The following is a 23,090-nucleotide window of genomic DNA, read 5'->3' as shown; positions in this document are numbered from 1 at the left end:
ACGAGAAGAAGAAATGAAGACAGAAGGGTTACTCGCGCAGCGCATCGTTAACGTAAAAAGTTCGGCCATCCGTGAATTGCTTAAGCACAGCAAGATGGAACACGTCATTTCGCTGGCGGGCGGCATCCCCTCTGATGCGCTGTTCGATTTCGAAGGGTTGAGCATCGCCACCCAGCAGGCGATCACCGAACAGCCGAAAAGCGCGTTCCAGTATGGTTTGACCGAGGGCAGCCCGCTGCTGCGTGAGCGCATTTGCGCCCTGTGCGCCGAGCGCGGCGTCACCGCTGGCGCGGAAGAGGTGATGGTCACCGCCGGCTCGCAGCAGGCACTGGATTTGGTGATGCGCGCCATCGTCAACCCGGGCGACGTGTTTGTGGTGGAGCGCCCGACCTACCTGGCGGCGCTGCAAACGCTGGAACTGGCGGAGGCCAACATCATGTCGGTCTCGTCTGACAGCGACGGCATGGTGGTGGAAGAGCTGGCTGAACTGCTGAAAACCCAGCGCATCAAGGGCGTGTACGTGGTGCCGAACTTCGGCAACCCCAGCGGCATTACCCTCAGCGCCGCGCGCCGCGAACTGCTGGTGAAGCTGGCCGCCGAACATAACTTCCTGATCATCGAAGACGATCCGTACGGCGAACTGCGTTTCACCGAAGAGCGCCACCCGACGCTGCATCAGGTGTCGCAGCGGGTGCTGGGCAACACCGACCACATCATCTATACCTCGACCTTCTCCAAGATCCTGGCGCCGGGCCTGCGTTTGGGCTGGGCGATCCTGCCGCCGTTCCTGCTGCATAAAGTGGCGATCATCAAACAGGCGGCGGATCTGCACGCCAGCGCCCTGTCGCAGAGCATCGTCGAATGCTACCTTGGCCTGGATCGCCTGCCGGCGCAGATCGACAAGATCCGCGCCGCCTACAAGCAAAAGGGCGAGATCCTGGCCGGTTTGGTGGAGCAGGAGCTGGGCGACTACATCACCTTCGATAAACCGAAGGGCGGCATGTTCCTGTGGGCGCGTTTCCGCCAGCCGTTCAACGCCACCGAATGGCTGAACACCACGCTGCAGCAGGGCGTGGTGTTCGTGCCGGGGGAATACTTCTTCTCCGACAACCCGGATCGTTCGACCTTCCGCCTGTCGTTCGCCACCGCCACCGAGCAGCAGATGCAAGAAGCGGTGGCGCGCCTGCGCCGTTCGCTGTAATCCTCGCGGCGGCGGAGCCCATGCCCGCCGCCGACATCAAACCGCCATCTTCACTTCACCTTGCCGTCATGTGGCTGTCATCTAACGGTTATTTTTCTGTCATCCGCGCATGGCATGTTATCCCCCGTCATCTTTCGAGCCGCAGCGTTGTTGGCTGCCCGGCTGCCCCCCTGTCACTTAGTTAGCTAAGCTCCAGGGAGCCAGCAGGTTGCCGCCTGGCTGCAACTCGAAAGCTATAGGGGCACTCCCTCATTAAGAATTGATTCTTTTCGCTCACGCGCTTTTACACCAGCTTTTCAGGAGTTAGGCATGCTCACCTACGCTATTCGCAAAACCACGCTGTGCGTCGCATTGACCCTGGCGATCAGCGCCCAGGCGCTGGCGGCGACAGAAATCCCGTTCTGGCATTCGATGGAAGGCGAACTGGGTAAGGAAGTGGATTCCCTGGCGGATCGCTTCAATCAGTCGCACAGCGACGTCAAGATTGTGCCGGTTTATAAAGGCAACTACGAACAGAGCCTGGCGGCGGGCATCGCCGCTTACCGCTCCGGCAAGGCGCCGACGATCCTGCAGGTTTACGAGGTGGGCACCGCCACCATGATGGCCAGCAAAGCCATCAAGCCGGTCTACGAAGTGTTTAAAGAGGCCGGCATCAACTTCGACGAGTCGGTGTTCGTGCCGACGGTGGCCGGCTATTACACCGACAACAAGAGCGGCCATCTGCTTTCGCAGCCGTTCAACAGCTCCACGCCGGTGCTGTACTACAACAAAGACGCCTTCAAAAAGGCCGGCCTGAACCCGGATCAGCCGCCGAAAACCTGGCAGGAACTGGCGGCGGATACCGCCAAACTGCGCGAAGCAGGCATGAAGTGCGGTTACGCCAGCGGCTGGCAGGGCTGGATCCAACTGGAGAACTTCAGCGCCTGGCACGGCGTGCCGTTCGCCAGTGAAAACAACGGATTTGGCGGCACCAGCGCCAAGCTGGAGTTCAACCAACCGCTGCAGGTCAAGCATATCGCGTTGCTCGAAGCGATGAACAAGAAGGGCGACTTCACCTATTTCGGCCGCAAAGACGAATCCACCGAGAAGTTCTACAACGGCGATTGCGCCATCACCACCGCCTCTTCCGGTTCGCTGGCGGACATCAAGCACTACGCCAAATTCAACTACGGCGTCGGCATGATGCCTTACGACGCCGACGCGAAAAACGCGCCGCAGAACGCCATCATCGGCGGGGCCAGTCTGTGGGTGATGAACGGCAAAGACGCCGCCACCTACAAGGGCGTGGCCGAGTTCCTGCAGTACCTGGCGCAGCCGGAAATCGCCGCCGAATGGCACCAGAAGACCGGTTATCTGCCGATCACCACCGCGGCTTACGATCTGACCAAGCAGCAGGGCTTCTACGACAAGAACCCGGGGGCCGACGTCGCCACTCGCCAGATGCTGAACAAGCCGCCGTTGCCGTTCACCAAGGGCCTGCGCCTGGGCAACATGCCGCAGATCCGCAGCGTGGTGGATGAAGAGCTGGAAGGCGTGTGGACCGGCAAGAAAACGCCTCAGCAGGCGCTGGACGCCGCCGTGCAGCGCGGTGACGTGCTGCTGCGCCGCTTCGAAGCATCGACCAAGTAATCCTGCGTCGCGGGCCCGGCGGACCGGGCTCGCGTCTTCACGCCGATCCTTCTGCACCCGATTAATGGTTTAACGTCTATGTCATCTTCCCGTCCCGGTTTCGGCTGCAGCTGGCTGCCCTATGCGTTGGTGCTGCCGCAGCTGCTGATTACCGCCGTCTTCTTTTTATGGCCCGCCGGCGAGGCGCTGTGGTATTCGGTGCAGAGCCTCGATCCGTTCGGCCTGTCCAGCCAGTTTGTCGGGCTGGATAACTTTAAACAGCTGTTCCAGGATCCTTACTACCTCGACTCGTTCTATACCACGCTGATCTTCAGCTTTCTGGTGGCGGGCATCGGGCTGGCGGTCTCGCTGTTCTTCGCCGCGCTGGTGGACTACGTGCTGCGCGGCAGCCGCCTCTATCGCACGCTGATGATCCTGCCCTACGCGGTGGCGCCGGCGGTGGCGGCGGTGCTGTGGATCTTTCTGTTCAACCCCGGTCTGGGGTTGATCACCCATTTCCTCAACGGTCTGGGCTATAACTGGAACCATGCGCAAAACAGCGGCCAGGCGATGTTCCTGGTGGTGCTGGCTTCGGTATGGCAGCAGATAAGCTATAACTTCCTGTTTTTCCTCGCGGCGCTGCAGTCTATTCCACGTTCGCTGGTGGAAGCGGCGGCCATAGACGGCGCCGGCCCGGTGCGGCGTTTCTTCCATCTGGTGCTGCCGCTGATCGCGCCGGTCAGCTTCTTCCTGCTGGTGGTCAATCTGGTGTACGCCTTCTTCGATACCTTCCCGGTGATCGACGCCGCCACCGGCGGCGGGCCGGTGCAGTCCACCACCACGTTGATCTACAAAATCTACCGCGAAGGCTTCGCCGGGCTGGATCTCTCCAGTTCCGCCGCGCAGTCGGTGATCCTGATGTTGCTGGTGATCGGCCTGACGGTGATCCAGTTCCGCTTCGTTGAACGTAAGGTGCGCTACCAATGATTGAGAATCGACGCGGGCTGGACATCTTCAGCCATGTGATGCTGATTATCGGCGTGCTGGTGGTGCTGTTCCCGCTGTACGTGGCCTTTGTCGCCGCCACGCTGGACGACAAACAGGTGTTTCAGGTGCCGATGACGCTGGTGCCCGGCGGCCACCTGTGGGAGAACATTCGCAATATCTGGCAGGGCGGCGTGGGCAACCTCAAGGTGCCGTTCTCGCTGCTGCTGCTCAACAGCGTGATCATGGCGCTGGCGATCACCTGCGGCAAGATCGCGGTGTCGGTGCTGTCGGCTTACGCCATCGTGTATTTCCGTTTCCCGCTGCGCAGCCTGTTTTTCTGGCTGATTTTCCTCACCCTGATGTTGCCGGTGGAGGTGCGCATTTTCCCGACGGTGGAGGTGATCTCCAACCTCAACCTGCTGGATAGCTACACCGGCCTGACGCTGCCGCTGATGGCCTCGGCCACCGCGACCTTCCTGCTGCGCCAGTTCTTCATGACGCTGCCGGATGAGCTGCTGGAGGCGGCGCGCATCGACGGCGCCGGGCCGATGCGTTTCTTCTGGGACATTGTGCTGCCGCTGTCGAAAACCAATCTGGCGGCGCTGTTCGTCATCACCTTTATCTACGGCTGGAACCAATACCTGTGGCCGATCCTGATCACCAGCGACGCCTCGATGGGCACCGCGGTGGCGGGCATCAAGAGCATGATCTCCACTTCCGGCGCGCCGACCCAGTGGAACCAGGTGATGGCGGCGATGATTCTGACTTTATTGCCACCGCTGGCGGTGGTGCTTCTGATGCAGCGCTGGTTTGTGCGCGGTCTGGTTGATAGCGAGAAATAACGACGATGGCAGGATTAAAACTACAGGCGGTCACCAAGTCTTACGACGGTAAAACGCCGGTGATCAAACAGATTGACCTCGACGTGGCGGACGGTGAGTTCATCGTGATGGTCGGCCCGTCCGGCTGCGGCAAGTCCACGCTGCTGCGCATGGTGGCCGGGCTGGAACGCACCACCAGCGGCGATATTTATATCGATACCCGGCGCGTGACCGATCTGGAGCCCAAGGATCGCGGCATCGCGATGGTGTTTCAGAACTACGCGCTCTATCCGCACATGAGCGTGTACGACAACATGGCCTACGGCCTCAAGATCCGCGGTTTCGGTCCGCCAGCGGGTGGAGGAGGCGGCGCGCATTCTGGAGCTGGAGCCGCTGCTCAAGCGCAAACCGCGCGAGCTATCCGGCGGCCAGCGCCAGCGCGTGGCGATGGGGCGCGCCATCGTGCGCGAACCGGCGGTATTCCTGTTCGACGAGCCGCTGTCCAACCTGGACGCCAAACTGCGGGTGCAGATGCGCCTGGAGCTGCAACAGCTGCACCGACGCCTGAAAACCACCAGCCTGTACGTGACCCACGATCAGGTGGAGGCGATGACGCTGGCGCAGCGGGTGATCGTGATGAACAAGGGCGTGGCGGAGCAGATCGGCACCCCGAGCGAGGTATATCAGCGGCCGGCTTCGCTGTTCGTCGCCGGCTTTATCGGCTCGCCGGCGATGAACCTGCTGCCCGGCACCCTGAGCGCCGACGGCGGCCAGCTGCTGCTGGCGGACGGCATGGCGCTGCCGTTGCCGGCGGCCAAGCCGCAGTGGGCGGGACGGCAGTTGACGCTGGGCATTCGGCCGGAGCATATTCAGCTGGTGGCGCAAGGCCAGGGCGTGCCGCTGCAGCTGCAGACGCTGGAACTGCTGGGAGCCGATAATCTGGCGCACGGCCAGTGGGGCGGTCACGGGGTGATCGCGCGGCTGTCGCATGAAACCTTGCCGGCGGCGGGCAGTACGCTATATTTGCAGCTGCCTGCTCAGGCGCTGCACTTCTTTGACACCCACAGCGGATTACGGATGGATTGATGACGAGACCCTGGCCTTACCCACATATTGTCGCCCACCGCGGCGGCGGTTCTCTGGCGCCGGAAAACACCCTGGCGGCGATCGACGTCGGCGCGCGCCACGGGCACAAGATGATCGAGTTCGACGCCAAACTGGCACAGGACGGACAAATTTTCCTGCTGCATGACGATACGCTGGATCGCACCAGCAACGGCTGGGGCGTGGCGGGCGAACTGCCGTGGGATAAACTGGTGCAGCTGGACGCCGGCAACTGGTACAGCTCGGCCTTCAAGGGCGAGCGGCTGCCGCTGCTGTCGGAGGTGGCGGAACGCTGCCGGGAACATGGCCTGATGGCCAATATCGAGATCAAACCGACCACCGGCAGCGACGATGAAACCGGGCGGGTGGTGGCGCTGGCGGCGCGGTTGCTGTGGCAAGGGCAGACCGACCCGCTGCTCTCCTCCTTCTCGGTGGAAGCGTTGGCGGCGGCGCAGCGCACCGTGCCGGATTTGCCGCGTGGCCTGCTGCTGGAGGAGTGGGACGACAACTGGCGCGAGCTGACGGAGCGTCTGGACTGCGTCTCGCTGCATATCGACCACAAAGCGCTGACCGCCGAGCGGGTGAACGCGTTGAAAGACGCCGGGCTGCGCATTCTGGTGTATACCGTCAACCAACCGGATCGCGCGCGCCTGCTGCTCGACTGGGGCGTTGACTGCATTTGCACCGACCGGATAGATTTGATTGGCTCGGATTTTTAATCCGGCGCCGATAAATCCCGCGACGACAAGCCTTGCCGCCGCGCCAACGGAAGGAATGCGATGCCAGGCTTTATGATGTCACTGTGGCACCAGATCGTGCTGTCTTTACCGCTGTTCGCCCTGATCGCGTTGGGTTATGGGCTGATTCGCTGGGGGAAATGGCCCTCCAGCATCACCGATGGCCTGACGCGTTTCGTGTTTTCCCTCGCCTTGCCCGCCATGCTGTTTCGCATGATGTGCGACTTCTCGCAGCGCCCGGCGGTCGACGCCCGGCTGTTGATCGCGTTCTTCGGCAGTTGCCTGATCGTGTTCGTGCTTGGCCGCCTGGTCGCCCGGCACCTCTTCCGGCTGGATGGCGTCGCCGGATCGGTGTTTGCGCTGGGCGGTATTTTCTCCAATAACGTGATGCTCGGTTTACCGATCGCCAGCGTAATGCTGGGGCAGGCGGCGATCCCGTCGGTGGCGCTGGTGCTGGTGTTCAACGGCCTGATCCTGTGGACGCTGGTGACGGTGTCGATCGAATGGGCGCGCAACGGCTCGCCGACGCTGGGCGGCTTCGCTAAAACCGCGCGCAGCGTGCTGACCAACCCGCTGATCGTCGGCATTTTGTCCGGCACGCTGTTTAGCCTGACCGGCTTGCCGTTGCCGGACTTCGTCGATCGACCGGTCAGCATGCTCGGCCAGGTGGCGGCGCCGCTGTCGCTGGTGGTGCTTGGCATGGGGCTCGCCGAGTACCGCATCAGCGAAGGCTGGCAGCTGAGCAGCGCCATCTGCGTGCTGAAGTTGCTGGTACAGCCGTTGGTGATTTGGCTGCTGGCCTGGATGATGGATCTGCCGCCGATGGAGACCCGGGTTGTGGTGCTGCTTGGGTCGATGGCGGTGGGGGTGAACGTCTACCTGATGTCGCGCCAGTTCAATACGCTCACCGGCCCGGCCGCCACCAGCCTGGTGATGTCCACCGTGCTGGCGGCGATCACCACGCCGCTGATCCTCACCGTTATGGGCGTGCGGGCGTAGCCGGCAGCGGCGCCTGCGGCACCGCCGGCGCGGTGCGATTGAACGGATCGCGCGGCTGGTTGCCGTTAGGCAGCAGTTGCCCGCCGCTCGGCGCGGTTTGCAACAGCTGTTGCCGTTGATTGTCGAACTGTCGCTGCTGCTGCAGGCGGCGTTGATCCATCTGCCGGTTGTTCAACAAGCGCTGTTGTTGCGCCTGCTGGCTGTTTTGGTTGAGTAACTGCTGCTGTGAGCGCAGGTCGGTTACGCCGTTGGCCGCCGCCGCCAACCCAGGCAGTAACAGCAGAGCGAACAGAATGTGAGACGTTTTCATGATGGTTACCTCGCCTTTTTATTAAGCCTAACTCAGCGGTGAAATTTTGCTGGTAGTTTGTATTTTGTTCAGATGTAAACCGCCTTTCATCCCCTTATGCGTCCATCTTCCGTTACAATCGCCCTTTCGGTCTTTTTAGGGTGAACCCATCGTGCTGCTTTTGGTTATAACCACCATCCTGTGGGCGTTTTCTTTCAGCCTGATCGGCGAGTACTTGGCGGGCCATGTCGACAGCGGGTTCTCGGCGCTGGTGCGCATCGGGCTGGCAGCGCTGGTGTTCCTGCCGTTCCTGCGCTGGCGCAATATCAAGCCCAGGGTGATCCTGCTGTATATGCTGGTGGGCGCTTTCCAGCTGGGCATCATGTATCTGTTCAGCTTCCGCGCCTATCTCTACCTGACGGTACCCGAATTCCTGTTGTTCACCGTGTTGACGCCGCTGTACATCACGCTGATCTACGACTTACTGAGCGGCCGCCGTCTGCGCTGGGGCTATGTGTTCAGCGCGCTGCTGGCGGTGCTGGGCGCGGCGATCATTCGCTATCACCAACTGAGCGAACACTTCTGGTGGGGGCTGCTGTTGGTGCAGGCGGCGAACATCAGTTTCGCCATCGGCATGGTCGGCTATAAGCGCCTGATGGAAGTGCACCCCTTGCCGCAGCACACCGCCTTTTCCTGGTTCTACCTGGGGGCGGCGGCGGTGGCGGTAGTGGCCTGGTTCCTGTGGGGCAATCCGCAGCAGCTGCCAACCACCAACCTGCAGTGGGGCGTGCTGATCTGGCTGGGCGTGGTGGCGTCGGGGCTGGGCTATTTCATGTGGAACTACGGCGCGACGCAGGTGGATGCCGGCACGCTCGGCATCATGAACAACATGCATGTGCCGGCCGGCTTGTTGGTCAACCTGGCTATCTGGCAGCAGCAGCCGCACTGGCCGAGCTTTATCATCGGCGGGGCGGTGATCGTCGCTTCGCTGTGGGTGCACCGCCGCTGGGTGGCGCCGAAACAGCTCGGCTAAACGGGGGGCCGACAGTTTATACGCCGGCCGCCAACGCTTTGGCGCCGGTCGCGCCGGGGCGTGCCGCATCGCGCACGAACGGCAGATGATCGCAGGCGTGCTGGCGGGCCGAGCGGATAAAGGCTTCGGTCACCGCCTGGCGCTGTTCGCCGTCGCGCACGGCGGCGTACAGGCGGCTCCACAGGCCGTCACCCAGGGTTTTGGTCACCACCAGCCCCTGCCGTTCGAAACTCTCCACCACCCAGTGCGGCAGCGCCGCAATCCCCATCCGCGCCGATACCATCTGGATCAGCAGCAGTGTGTTATCGACGTTCTTCAATGCCGGGTTAACGCCCGCCGGCTGCAGGAAATGCCGCCAGATATCCAGCCGCTGGCGCTGCACCGGGTAAATCAACAGCGTTTCATCGCTCAAGTCTTCCGGCTCGATGTGCGGCTTGCCGGCCAGCGGATGATCCGGCGCCAGCACCAGACGCACCTCGAAATCGAACATCGGCGAATAGTGCAGGCCGCTGCGCGGCAGAATATCCGACGTCATCACCAGATCCAGCTCGCCCTGTTGCAGGGCCGGCTGCGGATCGAAAGTCACGCCGGAAGTGAAGTCCATCACCACCTGCGGGAAACGCTGGCGGAAGTTGTCCAGCGCCGGCGTCAGCCACTGAATGCAGCTGTGGCATTCGATGGCGATGCGCAGCGTGGTCTGGTGCGGCTCGTGGCAGGCCTGCAGCGCCTGTTGGATCTGCGGCAGCACCTGTTCCGCCAGCTGCAGCAGGATCTCGCCCTGGGCGGTGAAGCGCAGCGGTTGGCTCTTGCGGACGAACAGCTTGAAGCCCAGACGTTGCTCAAGATCGCTGAACTGGTGCGACAGGGCAGACTGCGTCTGATGAAGTTGGGCCGCCGCCCCCGCCAGCGAACCGCTGTTGCGCAGAGCCTGCAGCGTCCGTAAATGTTTCAGTTCGATCATGAGAGTCCTTCACATTGACAGTGAATAAATTGCGCTTGTGGTTAATACAGTACCTGCTGATTATGGATGTGTAAACATCTGGACGGCTAAATGGGGAATATGACGATGGCAATTTTGAATCACACACTGGGTTTTCCTCGCGTTGGGCTACGACGTGAGCTGAAAAAAGCTCAGGAAAGCTACTGGGCCGGCAACTCAACGCAGGAAGAGCTGTTGGCGGTTGGCCGCGAGCTGCGCGCTCGTCATTGGCAGCAGCAACAACAGGCCGGGGTGGATTTGGTGCCGGTCGGCGATTTCGCCTGGTACGATCATGTGTTGACCACTAGCCTGCTGCTGGGCAATGTGCCGGCGCGCCATCAGAATGCGGATGGCTCTATTGATCTGGACACGCTGTTTCGCATCGGCCGTGGCCGCGCACCGACCGGCGAGCCGGCGGCCGCGGCGGAAATGACCAAATGGTTCAACACCAACTACCACTACATGGTGCCCGAATTCCAGCAAGGCCAGCAGTTCAAGCTGGGCTGGACTCAGCTGTTGGACGAAGTGGATGAAGCGCTGGCGCTCGGCCATCGCATCAAGCCGGTGCTGCTGGGTCCGCTGACCTATCTGTGGCTGGGGAAAGTGAAGGGTGAGCCGTTCGACCGCCTGTCGCTGCTGAAAGAGATTCTGCCTGTTTACCAGCAGGTGCTGGCCGAGCTGGCGAAGCGCGGCGTTGAGTGGGTGCAAATTGACGAGCCTGCGCTGGTGCTGGAGCTGCCGCAAGCCTGGCTGGACGCGTTCAAACCGGCTTACGATGCGCTGCAGGGGCAGGTGAAGCTGCTGTTGACCACGTATTTCGACAGCGTCGGCCATAACCTCGACACCATTCGCACGCTGCAAGTGCAGGGGCTGCACGTCGATCTGGTCGCCGGTCATGACGATATCGCCGCGCTGAGCGCCGCATTGCCGAAAGACTGGCTGCTGTCACTGGGGGTGATCAACGGCCGCAACGTTTGGCGCGCCGATCTGAGCCGCTGGTTTGAGCGCTTGCAGCCGCTGGTGGGTACTCGCCCGCTGTGGATTGGCTCCTCTTGTTCACTGTTGCACAGCCCGATCGACTTGAGCGTGGAAAGCCGTCTGGACGAAGAAGTGAAAAGCTGGTTCGCCTTCGCGCTGCAAAAATGCGCCGAACTGGCGCTGTTGAGCTCTGCGCTGAACGCGCCTGACGCGGCGAAACAGGCTGAACTGGACGCCTACAGCGCGCCGATCCGCGCCCGCCGTCAGTCGAGCCGTGTGCATAACCCACAGGTTGAGCGCCGGCTGGCCGCGATCACCGCGCAGGACAGCGAACGCCACAGCGCTTACGCCGAGCGCGCCAGGGCGCAGCGCGAGCGTTTCAACCTGCCGGCCTGGCCGACCACCACCATCGGTTCGTTCCCGCAGACCACCGAGATCCGCGGCCTGCGTCTCGACTTCAAACAGGGCCGTTTGGACGGCAATAACTACCGCACCAGCATCGGTGAGCACATCAAACAGGCGATTGTCGAGCAGGAACGTCTCGGGCTGGACGTGCTGGTGCACGGTGAAGCCGAGCGCAACGACATGGTGGAGTATTTCGGCGAGAACCTCGACGGCTTCGTGTTTACCCAGAACGGCTGGGTGCAGAGCTACGGCTCCCGCTGCGTGAAGCCGCCGGTCATCATCGGTGACGTCAGCCGCCCGGAAGCCATCACCGTCGAATGGGCCAAATTCGCCCAGTCGCTGACCGACAAACCGGTGAAAGGCATGCTGACCGGGCCGGTGACCATCCTGTGCTGGTCGTTCCCGCGTGAAGACGTGACCCGCGAAGTGATCGCCAAGCAGATTGCGCTGGCGCTGCGCGACGAGGTGGAGGATCTGGAAAAAGCCGGCATCGGCATCATCCAGATCGACGAACCTGCGCTGCGCGAGGGGCTGCCGCTGCGCCAATCCGACTGGGCCGCCTACCTGAATTGGGCGGTGGACGCCTTCAAACTGAATGCCGCCGTGGCGCGGGATGACACCCAGATCCACACCCACATGTGTTACTGCGAGTTCAACGACATCATGGAATCCATTGCCGCGCTGGACGCCGACGTGATCACCATCGAGACCTCGCGTTCCGATATGGATCTGTTGGAAGCCTTCAAAGAGTTCGAATACCCGAACGAAATCGGGCCGGGCGTCTACGACATCCACTCGCCGAACGTGCCGAGCGTGGAATGGATCGAAGCGCTGCTGCGTAAAGCGGCGCAGAACATCCCGGCGGAACGCCTGTGGGTCAATCCGGATTGCGGCCTGAAAACTCGCGGCTGGCCGGAAACCCGGCAGTCGCTGGCCAACATGGTATTGGCGGCGCAGCGCCTGCGCGAGCACGCGTGATGCCGTGCGGCGGATGAACCGCCGCTTATAGATTTACTGGTGTGATGATTGGGCGCTTCGGCGCCCTTTTTTATGCGAGGGACATTATTTGACGCCGTGCTGGGCGAACCACGCCAGCATGCGCTGCCAGCCGTCCTCCGCCGCTTCGGCGTTGTAGCTGGGGCGATAGTCGGCGTTGAATGCGTGCCCGACGCCAGGATATACCACGATTTCGGCCTCGGCGTTGGCGGCGCGGATCGCCTGACGCATGGTTTCCACCGTCTCCAGCGGAATGCCGCTGTCCTGCCCGCCATACAGCCCCAGCACCGACGTTGACAGGTGGGTGGCGACATCGACCGGATGCTTCGGTGAATTCAGCGTTTTCTCGCCGACCAGTTTGCCGTACCAGGCGACCGCCGCCTTCAACTGCGGGTTGTGCGCCGCGTACAGCCAGGTAATGCGGCCGCCCCAGCAGAAACCGGTGATCGCCAGCTTGCCGGCGTCGCCGCCGTGGCGAATAGCCCAGTGCGCGGCGTGATCCAGATCGGACAACACCTGACGATCCGGCACCTTGGTCACCAACTGCTGGAACAGCTCGCCGATATCGCTGTAGTCGTTGGCATCGCCCTGGCGGAAATAGAGCTCAGGCGCGATCGCCAGATAGCCCTGCTTGGCCAGGCGACGGCAAAGATCCTGAATGTGCTCATGGACGCCGAAGATTTCCTGCACCACCAGCACGATGGGAAAGGGGCCGTTATGGTCGGCGGGTTTGGCGACGTAGGCCGGCAGCGCGTCGCCCTGAGAAGGGATGGTCGTTTGCCCGGCATGAATGCCCTGTTCGTCGGTGATAATCGCGGAGGCGGCCAACGGCGCGGCGGCCGGGGCGAATCCCCCCTGAGCCTGTTCTAATGTCATCACATGTTCGGTTTTCATTGCGGTCTCCGTGCAATAGAAAAAAGCGCTGAGATTAACTATAGGAAAGATTACCCATTATTGGCGCTGCGTGGCGCACTTTCGGACAAGTCGATAAAAAACGGCTAATTATCTGGCTTTGCGGCATTTTTAAGCGCTTTTTATCATGTTATTACGCGTTTTGGCCCGCGTAAGTGCCATAAGGTGCGTTAGAGGGCTTTTTTGCCCCTAAGCAACCGATAAGATGGAGTTATTTCGGATTGATGAGCTAAATAGTTTCAGCCGGCAACCAACGGGCAGGGAGCTGCAAGGTTTGTCGGCTAGACTGAGGTTTAGCGGTGCATTCTGGATGCCTTATAGTGATAGTGATTTTTTGTGATAAAAATCACAAAAAATATGTAGCATGTCATTTGTTTCTCTTTTCATAGTGACTGTCGTCACGAAATTAAGCGGCGATTTTCAGTAGAGTGCTTTTTTGTTCCTCCCAATAAACATGATCCATGAGGAGTCTCGTATGTCTCAGTCTGACGTTTTTCATCTCGGCCTCACCAAGAACGATTTACAAGGGGCCCAGCTTGCCATCGTGCCGGGCGATCCGCAGCGCGTAGAGAAGATTGCCAAGCTGATGGAAAATCCGGTGCATCTGGCCTCCCATCGTGAATTCACCACCTGGCGCGCAGAGCTGGACGGCAAGGCGGTGATCGTCTGCTCCACCGGTATTGGCGGCCCGTCTACCTCTATCGCGGTGGAAGAGCTGGCGCAGCTGGGTATTCGCACCTTCCTGCGCATCGGCACCACCGGCGCCATTCAGGCCAATATCAACGTCGGTGACGTGCTGGTGACTACGGCGGCGGTACGCCTCGACGGCGCCAGCCTGCACTTTGCGCCGATGGAGTTCCCGGCGGTTGCGGACTTCGCCTGCACCACCGCGCTGGTGGAAGCGGCCAAAGCCAGCGGCGCGACCACCCACATTGGCGTAACCGCTTCTTCCGATACTTTCTACCCGGGCCAGGAACGTTACGACACCTACTCCGGCCGCGTGGTCAGCCGTTTTAAAGGCTCGATGGAAGAGTGGCAGGCGATGGGCGTGATGAACTATGAAATGGAATCCGCCACGCTGCTGACCATGTGCGCCAGCCAGGGCCTGCGTGCCGGCATGGTGGCTGGGGTGATCGTCAACCGCACCCAGCAAGAGATCCCGAACGCCGAGACCATGAAAAACACCGAAAGCAAAGCGGTGCAGATCGTGGTGGACGCTGCCCGCCGTCTGCTGTAATCGCCTTCCCTCAACGGGCCGCCGACGCGGCCTGTTTTTCCATTCGCGACTAATCTGTTACGGTGATACTCCTCAGCGCTGCGCCGATGGCCGCCGCGCGTTGTCAGAACAATAACAACGAGGACGTTTATGACCGCCCAGATCCTGCTTCATCCTTCGCTTGCGCCGCTCGACGGCGGCATTAACTTCCGTGACTTCGGCGGCAACGGCGTGGCCGACGGGCGCCGCATCAAGCGCGGCCTGCTGTTTCGCTCCGGTTCCCTCGAGCGGCTGACGGAAAACGACTGCGCCTTTCTCGCCGGCGTGCCGGTGCGTTCGGTGCTGGACTACCGCGATGCCGACGAAGTGCAGGCCAAACCGGATATTCTGTGGAATGGCGCCGACTATCATCACGTGCCGGCCAACCCGCTGAGCAGCGAAGTCAACGCCAACCTGGAGAAGCTCACCAACGAAACGTTGGCCGCTTTCGACGCCCGCGCGTTCATGCTGGAACTGTATCGTCGCCTGCCGTTCGGCAATGCAGCCTATCAGCGGTTGGCGCAGCTGCTGAGCAACCCCGGCGGCGGCGCGATCGTGCAACACTGCGCGGTCGGCAAGGATCGCACCGGGGTCGGCTCGGCGCTGGTGCTGTTCGCGCTGGGTGCCGACGAAGCGACGGTGCTGGAAGACTATCTGCTGACTGAAACCACGCTGGCCACTTTCCGCGAGCAGATGCTGGATCAGCTCTCTATCAAGCTGAATGCGGCGGCGCTGGAGCAATTCGCCTACGTGCTCAGCGCGCGCGAGGAGTTCCTGATGACGGCGCTGGGCTGCATCCGCCAACAATACGGCTCCACCGACCGCTGGCTGGAAGCGGAATACGGTCTGGGCGCGGCCCAGCGCGAAGCGCTGCAGGCGTTCTACCTCGAGTAAATCGCCGCGTGTTTAACCGGGGTTTAACTCGCCCCGGCTTATCCTAGGCGGCGAACCATCGCGTATCAGGAGCCCCGTATTGAGCCTCAATGACGTTATCAACTGGGTCAGCGACGTCGTGCGTCAGCACGAAGGCTGGGCCATTCCCATCATCTTCTTCCTGGCGTTCGGCGAGTCGCTGGCGTTTTTGTCGCTGCTGCTGCCGGCCACGGTGATCCTGCTGGCGCTGGGCGCGCTGATCGGCGAAAGCGGCATCGCCTTTTGGCCGATTTGGGCCGCCGCCGCCGCCGGGGCGTTTTTCGGCGACTGGCTCTCTTACTGGATCGGCTATCACTATCAGGATCGCGTGGCCCATATGTGGCCGCTGTCGCGCAATCCGCAGCTGCTGGCGCGCGGCCACGCCTTCTTTGAACGCTGGGGCGTGCTGGGCATTTTCATCGGCCGCTTCTTCGGCCCGCTGCGCGCCGTGGTGCCGTTGGTGGGCGGCATTTGCGGCATGCCGCAGCGCTATTTCCAACTGGCCAACGTCACGTCGGCGATGATCTGGGCGTTCGGCATTCTGGCGCCGGGGGCGTTCGGCATCAAGTGGCTCAGCCAGTGGCTGGGTTGATTTCTCGCTAAATTGCGCAGCGCCGCGCAATATTGTGCGCGGCCGGCAAAATCAGGCTGGACATCCATACAGCCTCCCCTTAACGTGACGGGCAATGGGCGTGCAAAACGCCGCAACGGCAAGGTGCAACAGGAGGCAGGGTGGATACCAGTCTGATTTATGGGATTGGCGGCGTAGCGATCGGCATGCTGTTGGGGTGGCTGATCGCCAGTTTGCGGGTGCAGCAGACGCATGCGCAACATGAAACCGAGCTGCGGTTGCTGGAGCAAGCGTTGCAGCAGGCGCAGCAGGAAACGGCGGCGCGACAGGAAACGCTGCAGCGCCACGAGCAGCAGTTGCGCCAGAGCGAGCTGGAGCTGCGCAATCTGCACAGCCAACTGGCGGCCGGACATGAGAAGCTGCAACAGCTCAACCATTGGCGCAACGAATGCGAGCTGCTCAATCAGGAGCTGCGCGCCCAGCGCGAGGTTAACAGCGCGCAGGAAGCCGAACTGCGCGAAGTCACCATCCGTCTGGAAGAGACGCGTATGGCGGCGGAGGAGAAGCAGCGCCTGCTTATCAACAGCGAACAGCGGCTCACCACCCAGTTTGAAAATCTCGCCAACCGCATTTTTGAACACAGCGGCCGCAAGGTTGACGAGCAAAATAAGCAAAGTTTGGATCGTTTACTGCTGCCGCTGCGCGAACAGCTGGACGGTTTCCGCCGTCAGGTGCAGGACAGCTTTGGCCAGGAAGCGCGGGAGCGCCATACGCTGACGCACGAGATACGCAATCTGCAGCAGTTGAACGCGCAGATGGCGCGCGAGGCGATCAACCTCACCAAGGCGCTGAAAGGCGACAACAAAACGCAGGGCAACTGGGGCGAGGTGGTGCTGAGCCGGGTGCTGGAGGCTTCCGGCCTGCGCGAAGGGCATGAGTATGAAACGCAGGTCAACGTGCGGGTGGATCATCAGAGCCGCATGCAGCCCGATGTGATCGTGCGCCTGCCGCAGGGTAAGGATGTGGTGATTGACGCCAAGATGTCGCTGATCGCCTACGAGCGCTATTTCAACGGCGAGGATGAGGCGGAGCGCGAAGCGGCGCTGAGCGAACATATCGCCTCGCTGCGCGGCCACATCCGCATGCTGGGCCGCAAGGACTATCAGCAGCTGCCGGGGCTGCGTTCGCTGGATTATGTGCTGATGTTCATTCCGGTCGAGCCCGCCTTCCTGCTGGCTATCGATCGCGAGCCAGAGCTGATCAGCGAAGCGCTTAAGCACAACATCATGCTGGTCAGCCCGACCACGTTGCTGGTGGCGCTGCGTACCATCACCAACCTGTGGCGCTATGAGCATCAGAGCCAGAACGCCCAGCGCATCGCCGATCGCGCGGCGAAACTGTATGACAAGATGCGGCTGTTCGTGGACGATATGTCCGCTCTGGGGCAGAGCCTGGACAAGGCGCAGGGCAGTTATCGTCAGGCGATGAACAAACTGAGCGAAGGCCGTGGTAATCTTATCGGCCAAATTGAAGGTTTCCGCGCGTTGGGGGTTGAGGTCAAACGGCCGATAAACCCGCTGCTGGCGCAGCAAGCCGGCGCGCAACACGATGAAGCGGAAGAGGCGAACGACGATGATGTCGCCGCGCTGCCGCAGACGAACGACGATGACGATACCGCCGGGGAACCGGGCTTCGTTTCGCACGGCTGAGGCCGTGGCGAGGTGGGGTATTCACCGGGCTTCTGGTACACTCATCCACACAAAATTGACTGAATAGCAGGCAGGACAATGGCAGATCAATCGCAGGAAACCACCGATTTCGGTTTTCGCACCGTCGCTAGAGACGAAAAACAGGCCATGGTGGCGGACGTTTTCCATTCGGTAGCGGCAAAGTATGACGTGATGAACGACCTGATGTCGTTCGGTATTCACCGTATCTGGAAGCGTTTCACCATTGACTGCAGCGGCGTGCGCCGCGGGCAGCGCGTGCTGGATCTGGCCGGCGGTACCGGCGACCTGGCCGCCAAGTTCTCCCGCATGGTGGGCGAGCAGGGGCAGGTGGTGCTGGCGGACATCAACGATTCGATGCTCAAGATGGGGCGCGAGAAGCTGCGCGATCGCGGCATCGTCGGCAACATCAATTACGTGCAGGCCAACGCCGAAGCGCTGCCGTTCCCGGACAATTACTTCGATTGCATCACCATCTCCTTTGGCCTGCGTAACGTCACCGACAAAGACAAAGCGCTGCGCTCGATGTTCCGCGTGCTGAAGCCGGGCGGCCGTCTGCTGGTGCTGGAATTCTCCAAGCCGCTGCTGGCGCCGCTGAGCAAAGCCTATGACGCCTACTCTTTCCACGTGCTGCCGAAGATCGGCGAGCTGGTGGTGAAAGATCCGGACAGCTACCGCTACCTGGCGGAATCGATCCGCATGCACCCCGATCAGGAAACCCTGAAGGGCATGATGGGCAACGCCGGTTTTGAAAACGTCACCTATTTCAACCTGACCGGTGGGATTGTCGCCCTGCATCGCGGCTTCAAGTTCTGAGAGGGAGATGCCGATGCTGTTTACCCCTCTGCTGACCGGCGCGCTGGAAACCTCGCTGAATAACCTGCTGTTTCGCGATCGCAGCATGAAAGCCGCCCGCCAACGCCTGGCGGGCAAGGTGCTGCGCATCGAACTGGAAGAGTTGGCTTCGCCGCTGGTGCTGGTGTTCAGCGAACTGCGCGTGGATGTGCTGGGGCAGTCTGAAGACAGCGCCGATTGCACCGTGCGTAGCCGCATTCCCTCCTTGCTGAAGCTGCGCGATCGCCAGCAGTTGCCGGTGCTGATGCGCAGCGGCGAATTGACGGTGGAAGGCGATATTCAGGTGGTGCAGCAGCTGGTTGGCCTGCTCGATCTGGCGGAGTGGGATCCGGCGGAGTGGCTGGCGCCCTACATCGGCGATATCGCCGCCCAAGGCATTACACAGGCGCTGGGAAAAGGCGCCTCGCTGCTGAAAGCCGGCTTTATGCGCCGGCAGCAAGACATGGCTGAGGCGTTGACAGAAGAGTGGCGCCTGGCGCCGGGGCCGCTGGAAGTGGTGTGGTTCAACGAAGAAGTTGACGCACTCGCCCGCAGCGCGGAAGCGCTGATTGCCCGTATGGACAAGTTGGAGGGCAAGCGATGACCCCAGGCGAACTGCGCCGTTTGTATTTTATCGTCCGCGTTTTTCTCAGCTATGGGCTGGATGAGCTGATCCCTAAAATGCGGTTGACGCTGCCGCTGCGCTTTGGCCGCCGGCTGCTGTTCTGGATGCCGAATCGGCACAAGGACAAACCGCTGGGTGAACGTCTGCGGCTGGCGCTGCAGGAATTGGGGCCGGTCTGGATCAAGTTCGGCCAAATGATGTCGACCCGTCGCGATCTGTTTCCGCCGCACATTGCCGATCAGCTGACGCTGCTGCAGGATCGGGTGGCGCCTTTCGATGGCGCGTTGGCGCGTAAGCATATCGAGCTGGCGATGGGCGGCCCGCTGGAGACCTGGTTCGATGACTTCGATCAGCAGCCGCTGGCCTCTGCCTCGATCGCGCAGGTGCATACCGCGCGGTTGAAAACCACCGGCCAGGAAGTGGTGCTGAAGGTGATCCGGCCGGATATCGGGCCGATCATCAAGGCCGACGTGCGTCTGATGTACCGGTTGGCAGGCTGGGTGCCGAAGCTGTTGCCGGACGGCCGCCGTCTGCGCCCGCGCGAAGTGGTACGCGAGTATGAGAAAACTCTACTGGACGAATTGAACCTGCTGCGCGAAGCGGCTAACGCCATTCAGCTGCGCCGCAATTTCGACGGCAGCCCAATGCTGTACGTACCGGAAGTTTATTCCGACTACTGCAGCGAAAGCGTATTGGTGATGGAGCGCATTTACGGCATTCCGGTCTCGGACATCGCCACGCTGGAACAGCAGGGCACCAACATGAAACTGTTGGCGGAACGCGGCGTCCAGGTGTTCTTTACCCAGGTCTTCCGCGACAGCTTCTTCCATGCGGACATGCATCCCGGTAATATTTTCGTCAGCTACGAACATCCGGAAGATCCTTGCTACATCGGCATCGACTGCGGCATCGTCGGTTCGCTGAATAAGGATGATAAACGCTACCTGGCGGAAAACTTCATCGCCTTCTTCAACCGCGATTACCGCAAGGTGGCGGAACTGCACGTCGACTCCGGGTGGGTGCCGCGCGACACCAACGTGGAAGACTTCGAATTCGCCATCCGCACCGTGTGCGAGCCGATTTTCGAGAAGCCGCTGGCGGAGATTTCCTTCGGCAACGTGCTGCTGAACCTGTTCAACACCGCGCGACGCTTCAATATGGAAGTGCAGCCGCAGTTGGTGTTATTACAGAAGACCTTGCTGTATGTTGAAGGACTGGGGCGTCAGCTCTATCCGCAGCTGGATCTGTGGACCACCGCCAAGCCGTTCCTCGAGAGCTGGCTGCGCGATCAGGTCGGCATTCCCGCCGTGGTGCGTGCGCTGAAAGAGAAAGCGCCGTTTTGGGCGGAGAAGCTGCCGGAACTGCCCGAGCTGTTTTACGACAGCTTGCAGCAGCATAAACTGTTGCAACAAAGCGTTGATAAGCTGACCAACCAGATGCAGGCTCAGCGGGTTCGTCAGGGGCAGTCACGTTATTTGTTCGGCGTTGGCGCTACACTGTTGGTAAGCGGCACGCTGTTGCTGCTGGGGCAAATCGAGGTGTTTCCCGCCTGGATGATGGCTGCCGGCATCGTATGCTGGGTGATTGGCTGGAAGCGAACCACCTGATTTAATTCGTTACTCTGGTAAAGTCGGCTCTATAATGCGGGCTGTCTTTAAAAGACCCTTTAAAATTAGAGGTAATTAAAATGGGCGGTATTAGTATTACGCAATTGTTGATCATCGCAGTGATCGTGGTGCTGTTGTTCGGTACCAAAAAACTGCGCACGCTGGGCTCCGATCTCGGCGCCTCGATCAAGGGCTTCAAGAAGGCGATCGGCGACGATACGCCGTCGACCCCCAACACGGCTGAGAAAAGCAGCCTGGATGACGCTGACTTCTCGGCCAAGCCTATTACCGATAAGCAGCCGGAAGTGAAACCGGAAGAGTCGAAGAACAAAGAGCAGGTATAAACCGTGTTTGACATTGGGTTTAGTGAGCTGGTGCTGGTGCTGGTGATCGGCCTGGTTGTTCTGGGGCCGGAACGCTTGCCGGTCGCGGTCAGAACAGTATCGGGCTGGATCCGCGCGCTGCGCTCGCTGGCGGCCTCGGTGCAGCACGAACTGTCTCAGGAGCTGAAGCTGCAGGAGCTGCAGGACAGCCTGAAAAAAGCGGAACAGGCCGGCCTGCAGAACCTGACGCCGGAACTGAAGGCGTCGATGGATGAGCTGAAAGACGCGGCGGAATCATTGAAACGCACCTACCAGGGCGAGAAAGAAGAGCTGGCGAACACCATTCATAACCCGCAGATCACCGATCCGGAAGCCTTGCACGACGGCGTGACGCCAGCGGAAGCGGCAACCCGCGCCAGTGCGCCCGCCGCCGCGCCAAAACCGGCAGCGGAACCTGAAGCCGTCGCGCCGGTGGCGGCGCAACCGGCTAAAGCGCCGGCGGAAACCGCGCCGGCACCTGTCGAACCTGTTGCGGATAAAACCCCAGCGTCTCACCAACCTAGTGGCGATCGTTAATACATGGCTGTTGAAGATACCCAACCCCTTATCAGTCATCTGATAGAGCTGCGCAAGCGGCTGTTGAACTCGATTATTTGCGTGCTGGCGGTGTTCGTGGTGCTGGTGTTTTTCGCCAACGACATCTACCAACTGGTGTCTGCGCCGCTGCTGAAGCAGTTACCGGCCGGGGCGAGCATGATCGCCACTGACGTGGCGTCACCGTTCTTTACCCCGATCAAATTGACCATGATCGTCTCGGTGTTCGTCTCCGCGCCGATGATTTTGTATCAGGTGTGGGCATTCATCGCGCCGGCGCTGTACAAGCATGAACGCCGCCTGATGATGCCGCTGCTGGTGTCCAGCAGCCTGCTGTTCTACCTCGGCATGGCTTTCGCCTACTTCATCGTGTTCCCGCTGGCCTTCGGCTTCTTCGCCAAGACCGCGCCGATGGGGGTGACCATTGCGACCGACATTAAAAACTACCTCGATTTCGTCATGGCGCTGTTTATGGCGTTCGGCGTTGCCTTCGAAGTGCCGGTCGCCATCATTCTGCTGTGCTGGAGTGGCGTCACCTCGCCGGAAGATCTGAAGAAGAAACGGCCGTATGTGTTGGTTGGCGCGTTTGTGGTCGGCATGCTGTTGACGCCGCCAGACGTGTTCTCGCAAACCTTGTTGGCAATACCGATGTATCTGCTGTTTGAAGTGGGGGTGTTCTTCGCTCGCTTCTATACCGGCAAACGTCGTCCGCAAGCGGAAGAAGAAGACGAGGGTGACGAACCCCCAGCCCCCTGATCCACATTGATTGCGAAGCCGCCCATTGGGCGGCTTTTGCTTTGGAAAAAATCATGTTTGATATCGGCGTTAATCTGACCAGCAGCCAATTCGCCAAAGATCGCCAGGCGGTGGTGGAGCGCGCCCGCGCGGCGGGCGTTACCGGGATGTTGATTACCGGCACCGATCTGGCAGAGAGCCGCGAAGCGGCGGAACTGGCGCAGCAACATGCGGGTTACTGTTGGTCTACCGCCGGTGTGCATCCGCACTACGCCAGCGGTTGGGATGAACACGCCGCCGAGCAGATTTATGCGTTAGCCGCACGCCCTGAAGTGGCGGCGATCGGCGAATGCGGCCTGGATTTCAATCGCAACTTCTCGACGCCCGCGCAGCAGGAAGCGGCGTTCACCGCGCAGCTGGCGCTGGCGGCGGAGTTGGCGCTGCCGGTGTTTCTGCATTGCCGCGACGCACACGCACGTTTTGCCGAGCTACTGACGCCGTGGTTGGATAAACTGCCCGCGGCCGTGGTGCACTGCTTCACCGGCACCGCCGAAGAATTAACAAGCTGCCTGTCGCTGGGTTTGTCGATCGGGATTACCGGTTGGGTCTGCGACGAGCGGCGCGGCCTGGAACTGCGCGCACTGTTGCCGCAGATCCCAGCCGAGCGTCTGCTGCTGGAAACTGACGCCCCTTATCTGTTGCCCCGGGATTTACAGCCTAAACCCGCATCTCGCCGCAACGAACCCTGTTTCCTGCCCCACATCGTGCAGCAGGTCGCCGTCTGGCGGCGGGAAGAGCCGCAATGGCTGGGGCAAAAAACCGATGAGAACGCCCGCCGGCTATTCCGGCTGGTTTGAG

At 61.1% G+C, this 23,090-nt stretch carries 23 protein-coding genes and 1 pseudogene; 21 read left to right on the top strand and 3 right to left on the bottom strand.

What is annotated here, in order from left to right; all coding sequences use genetic code 11:
* The first annotated feature begins 13 nt into the window (after positions 1-13).
* From ACMGGK_RS22940 to ACMGGK_RS22905, 8 genes and pseudogenes are all read left to right on the top strand, one after another.
* On the top strand, positions 14-1,201 hold the full coding sequence (locus ACMGGK_RS22940) for a PLP-dependent aminotransferase family protein (protein WP_033638994.1): 1,188 nt from the start codon (positions 14-16) through the stop codon (positions 1,199-1,201).
* 309 nt (positions 1,202-1,510) lie between these two features.
* Positions 1,511-2,830: a sn-glycerol-3-phosphate ABC transporter substrate-binding protein UgpB gene (ugpB, locus tag ACMGGK_RS22935; protein ID WP_420277303.1), complete on the top strand. Its 1,320-nt coding sequence runs from the start codon at positions 1,511-1,513 to the stop codon at positions 2,828-2,830.
* A 78-nt stretch (positions 2,831-2,908) separates the two neighbouring features.
* Complete coding sequence (ugpA, locus tag ACMGGK_RS22930; protein ID WP_015376293.1) at positions 2,909-3,796, top strand: sn-glycerol-3-phosphate ABC transporter permease UgpA; 888 nt, start codon at positions 2,909-2,911, stop codon at positions 3,794-3,796.
* Positions 3,793-4,638, top strand: coding sequence for a sn-glycerol-3-phosphate ABC transporter permease UgpE (ugpE, locus tag ACMGGK_RS22925; RefSeq protein WP_004934403.1), 846 nt, complete (start codon positions 3,793-3,795; stop codon positions 4,636-4,638). Before ugpA ends, ugpE begins: the two co-directional genes overlap by 4 nt.
* Before the next feature lie 5 nt (positions 4,639-4,643).
* Positions 4,644-5,058, top strand: a pseudogene (locus ACMGGK_RS22920) (ATP-binding cassette domain-containing protein); the annotation flags it as partial.
* 6 nt (positions 5,059-5,064) lie between these two features.
* Complete coding sequence (locus tag ACMGGK_RS22915; protein WP_420277488.1) at positions 5,065-5,703, top strand: TOBE domain-containing protein; 639 nt, start codon at positions 5,065-5,067, stop codon at positions 5,701-5,703.
* Entirely contained in the window at positions 5,703-6,440 is a 738-nt protein-coding gene (gene ugpQ / locus ACMGGK_RS22910; RefSeq protein WP_016929459.1) for a glycerophosphodiester phosphodiesterase, read from the top strand. Before ACMGGK_RS22915 ends, ugpQ begins: the two co-directional genes overlap by 1 nt.
* 60 nt (positions 6,441-6,500) lie before the next feature.
* Positions 6,501-7,457 carry an AEC family transporter gene (locus ACMGGK_RS22905; RefSeq protein ID WP_016929458.1) on the top strand — a complete coding sequence of 319 codons (957 nt, stop codon included), beginning with the start codon at positions 6,501-6,503 and terminating at the stop codon, positions 7,455-7,457.
* Here ACMGGK_RS22905 and ACMGGK_RS22900 read toward each other — a convergent pair.
* Positions 7,438-7,767 (bottom strand): hypothetical protein, encoded by a 330-nt coding sequence (locus ACMGGK_RS22900; RefSeq protein WP_049299739.1) that lies wholly within the window; start codon positions 7,765-7,767, stop codon positions 7,438-7,440. The genes ACMGGK_RS22905 and ACMGGK_RS22900 overlap by 20 nt on opposite strands.
* Before the next feature lie 151 nt (positions 7,768-7,918).
* On the opposite strand from ACMGGK_RS22900, the gene ACMGGK_RS22895 reads away from it, so the two are divergent.
* Positions 7,919-8,779, top strand: coding sequence for a carboxylate/amino acid/amine transporter (locus tag ACMGGK_RS22895; RefSeq protein WP_016929456.1), 861 nt, complete (start codon positions 7,919-7,921; stop codon positions 8,777-8,779).
* A 16-nt stretch (positions 8,780-8,795) separates the two neighbouring features.
* Here the strand turns inward: ACMGGK_RS22895 and metR are convergent, their stop codons facing one another.
* Positions 8,796-9,740, bottom strand: a complete 945-nt coding sequence (gene metR, locus ACMGGK_RS22890) for an HTH-type transcriptional regulator MetR (protein WP_016929455.1) — start codon at positions 9,738-9,740, stop codon at positions 8,796-8,798.
* A 90-nt stretch (positions 9,741-9,830) separates the two neighbouring features.
* On the opposite strand from metR, the gene metE reads away from it, so the two are divergent.
* Positions 9,831-12,119 (top strand): 5-methyltetrahydropteroyltriglutamate--homocysteine S-methyltransferase, encoded by a 2,289-nt coding sequence (gene metE, locus ACMGGK_RS22885; RefSeq protein ID WP_079452306.1) that lies wholly within the window; start codon positions 9,831-9,833, stop codon positions 12,117-12,119.
* A gap of 84 nt (positions 12,120-12,203) precedes the next feature.
* On the opposite strand, the gene ACMGGK_RS22880 is transcribed toward metE, so the two are convergent.
* Complete coding sequence (locus ACMGGK_RS22880; protein ID WP_420277300.1) at positions 12,204-13,031, bottom strand: dienelactone hydrolase family protein; 828 nt, start codon at positions 13,029-13,031, stop codon at positions 12,204-12,206.
* Between the two features lie 493 nt (positions 13,032-13,524).
* On the opposite strand from ACMGGK_RS22880, the gene udp reads away from it, so the two are divergent.
* From udp to tatD, 11 genes are all read left to right on the top strand, one after another.
* Positions 13,525-14,286 carry a uridine phosphorylase gene (gene udp, locus ACMGGK_RS22875; protein WP_004934432.1) on the top strand — a complete coding sequence of 254 codons (762 nt, stop codon included), beginning with the start codon at positions 13,525-13,527 and terminating at the stop codon, positions 14,284-14,286.
* Between the two features lie 129 nt (positions 14,287-14,415).
* Entirely contained in the window at positions 14,416-15,198 is a 783-nt protein-coding gene (locus tag ACMGGK_RS22870) for a tyrosine-protein phosphatase (protein WP_004934435.1), read from the top strand.
* A 79-nt stretch (positions 15,199-15,277) separates the two neighbouring features.
* On the top strand, positions 15,278-15,808 hold the full coding sequence (locus tag ACMGGK_RS22865) for a DedA family protein (RefSeq protein ID WP_004934438.1): 531 nt from the start codon (positions 15,278-15,280) through the stop codon (positions 15,806-15,808).
* Between the two features lie 140 nt (positions 15,809-15,948).
* Entirely contained in the window at positions 15,949-17,496 is a 1,548-nt protein-coding gene (gene rmuC, locus ACMGGK_RS22860; protein WP_049241614.1) for a DNA recombination protein RmuC, read from the top strand.
* 78 nt (positions 17,497-17,574) lie between these two features.
* Complete coding sequence (gene ubiE, locus ACMGGK_RS22855; protein WP_004934443.1) at positions 17,575-18,330, top strand: bifunctional demethylmenaquinone methyltransferase/2-methoxy-6-polyprenyl-1,4-benzoquinol methylase UbiE; 756 nt, start codon at positions 17,575-17,577, stop codon at positions 18,328-18,330.
* Positions 18,331-18,343: 13 nt separating this feature from the next.
* Positions 18,344-18,952: a ubiquinone biosynthesis protein UbiJ gene (ubiJ, locus tag ACMGGK_RS22850; protein ID WP_015376304.1), complete on the top strand. Its 609-nt coding sequence runs from the start codon at positions 18,344-18,346 to the stop codon at positions 18,950-18,952.
* Entirely contained in the window at positions 18,949-20,580 is a 1,632-nt protein-coding gene (gene ubiB / locus ACMGGK_RS22845; protein WP_420277296.1) for a ubiquinone biosynthesis regulatory protein kinase UbiB, read from the top strand. The genes ubiJ and ubiB overlap by 4 nt, the downstream gene beginning before the upstream one ends.
* Positions 20,581-20,660: 80 nt before the next feature.
* On the top strand, positions 20,661-20,924 hold the full coding sequence (gene tatA, locus ACMGGK_RS22840) for a Sec-independent protein translocase subunit TatA (RefSeq protein ID WP_004934452.1): 264 nt from the start codon (positions 20,661-20,663) through the stop codon (positions 20,922-20,924).
* Positions 20,925-20,927: 3 nt separating this feature from the next.
* The gene (gene tatB / locus ACMGGK_RS22835) at positions 20,928-21,479 is read left to right on the top strand and encodes a Sec-independent protein translocase protein TatB (RefSeq protein WP_420277293.1); all 552 of its coding nucleotides are present in this window, start codon (positions 20,928-20,930) and stop codon (positions 21,477-21,479) included.
* A 3-nt stretch (positions 21,480-21,482) separates the two neighbouring features.
* The gene (gene tatC / locus ACMGGK_RS22830; RefSeq protein WP_004934456.1) at positions 21,483-22,253 is read left to right on the top strand and encodes a Sec-independent protein translocase subunit TatC; all 771 of its coding nucleotides are present in this window, start codon (positions 21,483-21,485) and stop codon (positions 22,251-22,253) included.
* 53 nt (positions 22,254-22,306) lie between these two features.
* Positions 22,307-23,089 (top strand): 3'-5' ssDNA/RNA exonuclease TatD, encoded by a 783-nt coding sequence (tatD, locus tag ACMGGK_RS22825; protein ID WP_028127638.1) that lies wholly within the window; start codon positions 22,307-22,309, stop codon positions 23,087-23,089.
* The last annotated feature ends 1 nt before the right edge of the window (position 23,090 follow it).

Origin of the sequence: Serratia sp. BNK-33-b (assembly GCF_048684565.1) — a bacterium.
Lineage (GTDB): Bacteria > Pseudomonadota > Gammaproteobacteria > Enterobacterales > Enterobacteriaceae > Serratia > Serratia marcescens.
This window is presented reverse-complemented; position numbering and strand designations above follow the sequence as displayed.

Bases quoted from the DNA above. Each gene is read 5' to 3' on its own strand.
- ACMGGK_RS22940 (WP_033638994.1), top strand. From the start codon at position 14: ATGAAGACAGAAGGGTTACTCGCGCAGCGCATCGTTAACGTAAAAAGT.
- ugpB (WP_420277303.1), top strand. From the start codon at position 1,511: ATGCTCACCTACGCTATTCGCAAAACCACGCTGTGCGTCGCATTGACC.
- ugpA (WP_015376293.1), top strand. From the start codon at position 2,909: ATGTCATCTTCCCGTCCCGGTTTCGGCTGCAGCTGGCTGCCCTATGCG.
- ugpE (WP_004934403.1), top strand. From the start codon at position 3,793: ATGATTGAGAATCGACGCGGGCTGGACATCTTCAGCCATGTGATGCTG.
- ACMGGK_RS22915 (WP_420277488.1), top strand. From the start codon at position 5,065: ATGGGGCGCGCCATCGTGCGCGAACCGGCGGTATTCCTGTTCGACGAG.
- ugpQ (WP_016929459.1), top strand. From the start codon at position 5,703: ATGACGAGACCCTGGCCTTACCCACATATTGTCGCCCACCGCGGCGGC.
- ACMGGK_RS22905 (WP_016929458.1), top strand. From the start codon at position 6,501: ATGCCAGGCTTTATGATGTCACTGTGGCACCAGATCGTGCTGTCTTTA.
- ACMGGK_RS22900 (WP_049299739.1), bottom strand. From the start codon at position 7,767: ATGAAAACGTCTCACATTCTGTTCGCTCTGCTGTTACTGCCTGGGTTG.
- metR (WP_016929455.1), bottom strand. From the start codon at position 9,740: ATGATCGAACTGAAACATTTACGGACGCTGCAGGCTCTGCGCAACAGC.
- metE (WP_079452306.1), top strand. From the start codon at position 9,831: ATGGGGAATATGACGATGGCAATTTTGAATCACACACTGGGTTTTCCT.
- ACMGGK_RS22880 (WP_420277300.1), bottom strand. From the start codon at position 13,031: ATGAAAACCGAACATGTGATGACATTAGAACAGGCTCAGGGGGGATTC.
- udp (WP_004934432.1), top strand. From the start codon at position 13,525: ATGTCTCAGTCTGACGTTTTTCATCTCGGCCTCACCAAGAACGATTTA.
- ACMGGK_RS22870 (WP_004934435.1), top strand. From the start codon at position 14,416: ATGACCGCCCAGATCCTGCTTCATCCTTCGCTTGCGCCGCTCGACGGC.
- ubiE (WP_004934443.1), top strand. From the start codon at position 17,575: ATGGCAGATCAATCGCAGGAAACCACCGATTTCGGTTTTCGCACCGTC.
- ubiJ (WP_015376304.1), top strand. From the start codon at position 18,344: ATGCTGTTTACCCCTCTGCTGACCGGCGCGCTGGAAACCTCGCTGAAT.
- ubiB (WP_420277296.1), top strand. From the start codon at position 18,949: ATGACCCCAGGCGAACTGCGCCGTTTGTATTTTATCGTCCGCGTTTTT.
- tatA (WP_004934452.1), top strand. From the start codon at position 20,661: ATGGGCGGTATTAGTATTACGCAATTGTTGATCATCGCAGTGATCGTG.
- tatC (WP_004934456.1), top strand. From the start codon at position 21,483: ATGGCTGTTGAAGATACCCAACCCCTTATCAGTCATCTGATAGAGCTG.
- tatD (WP_028127638.1), top strand. From the start codon at position 22,307: ATGTTTGATATCGGCGTTAATCTGACCAGCAGCCAATTCGCCAAAGAT.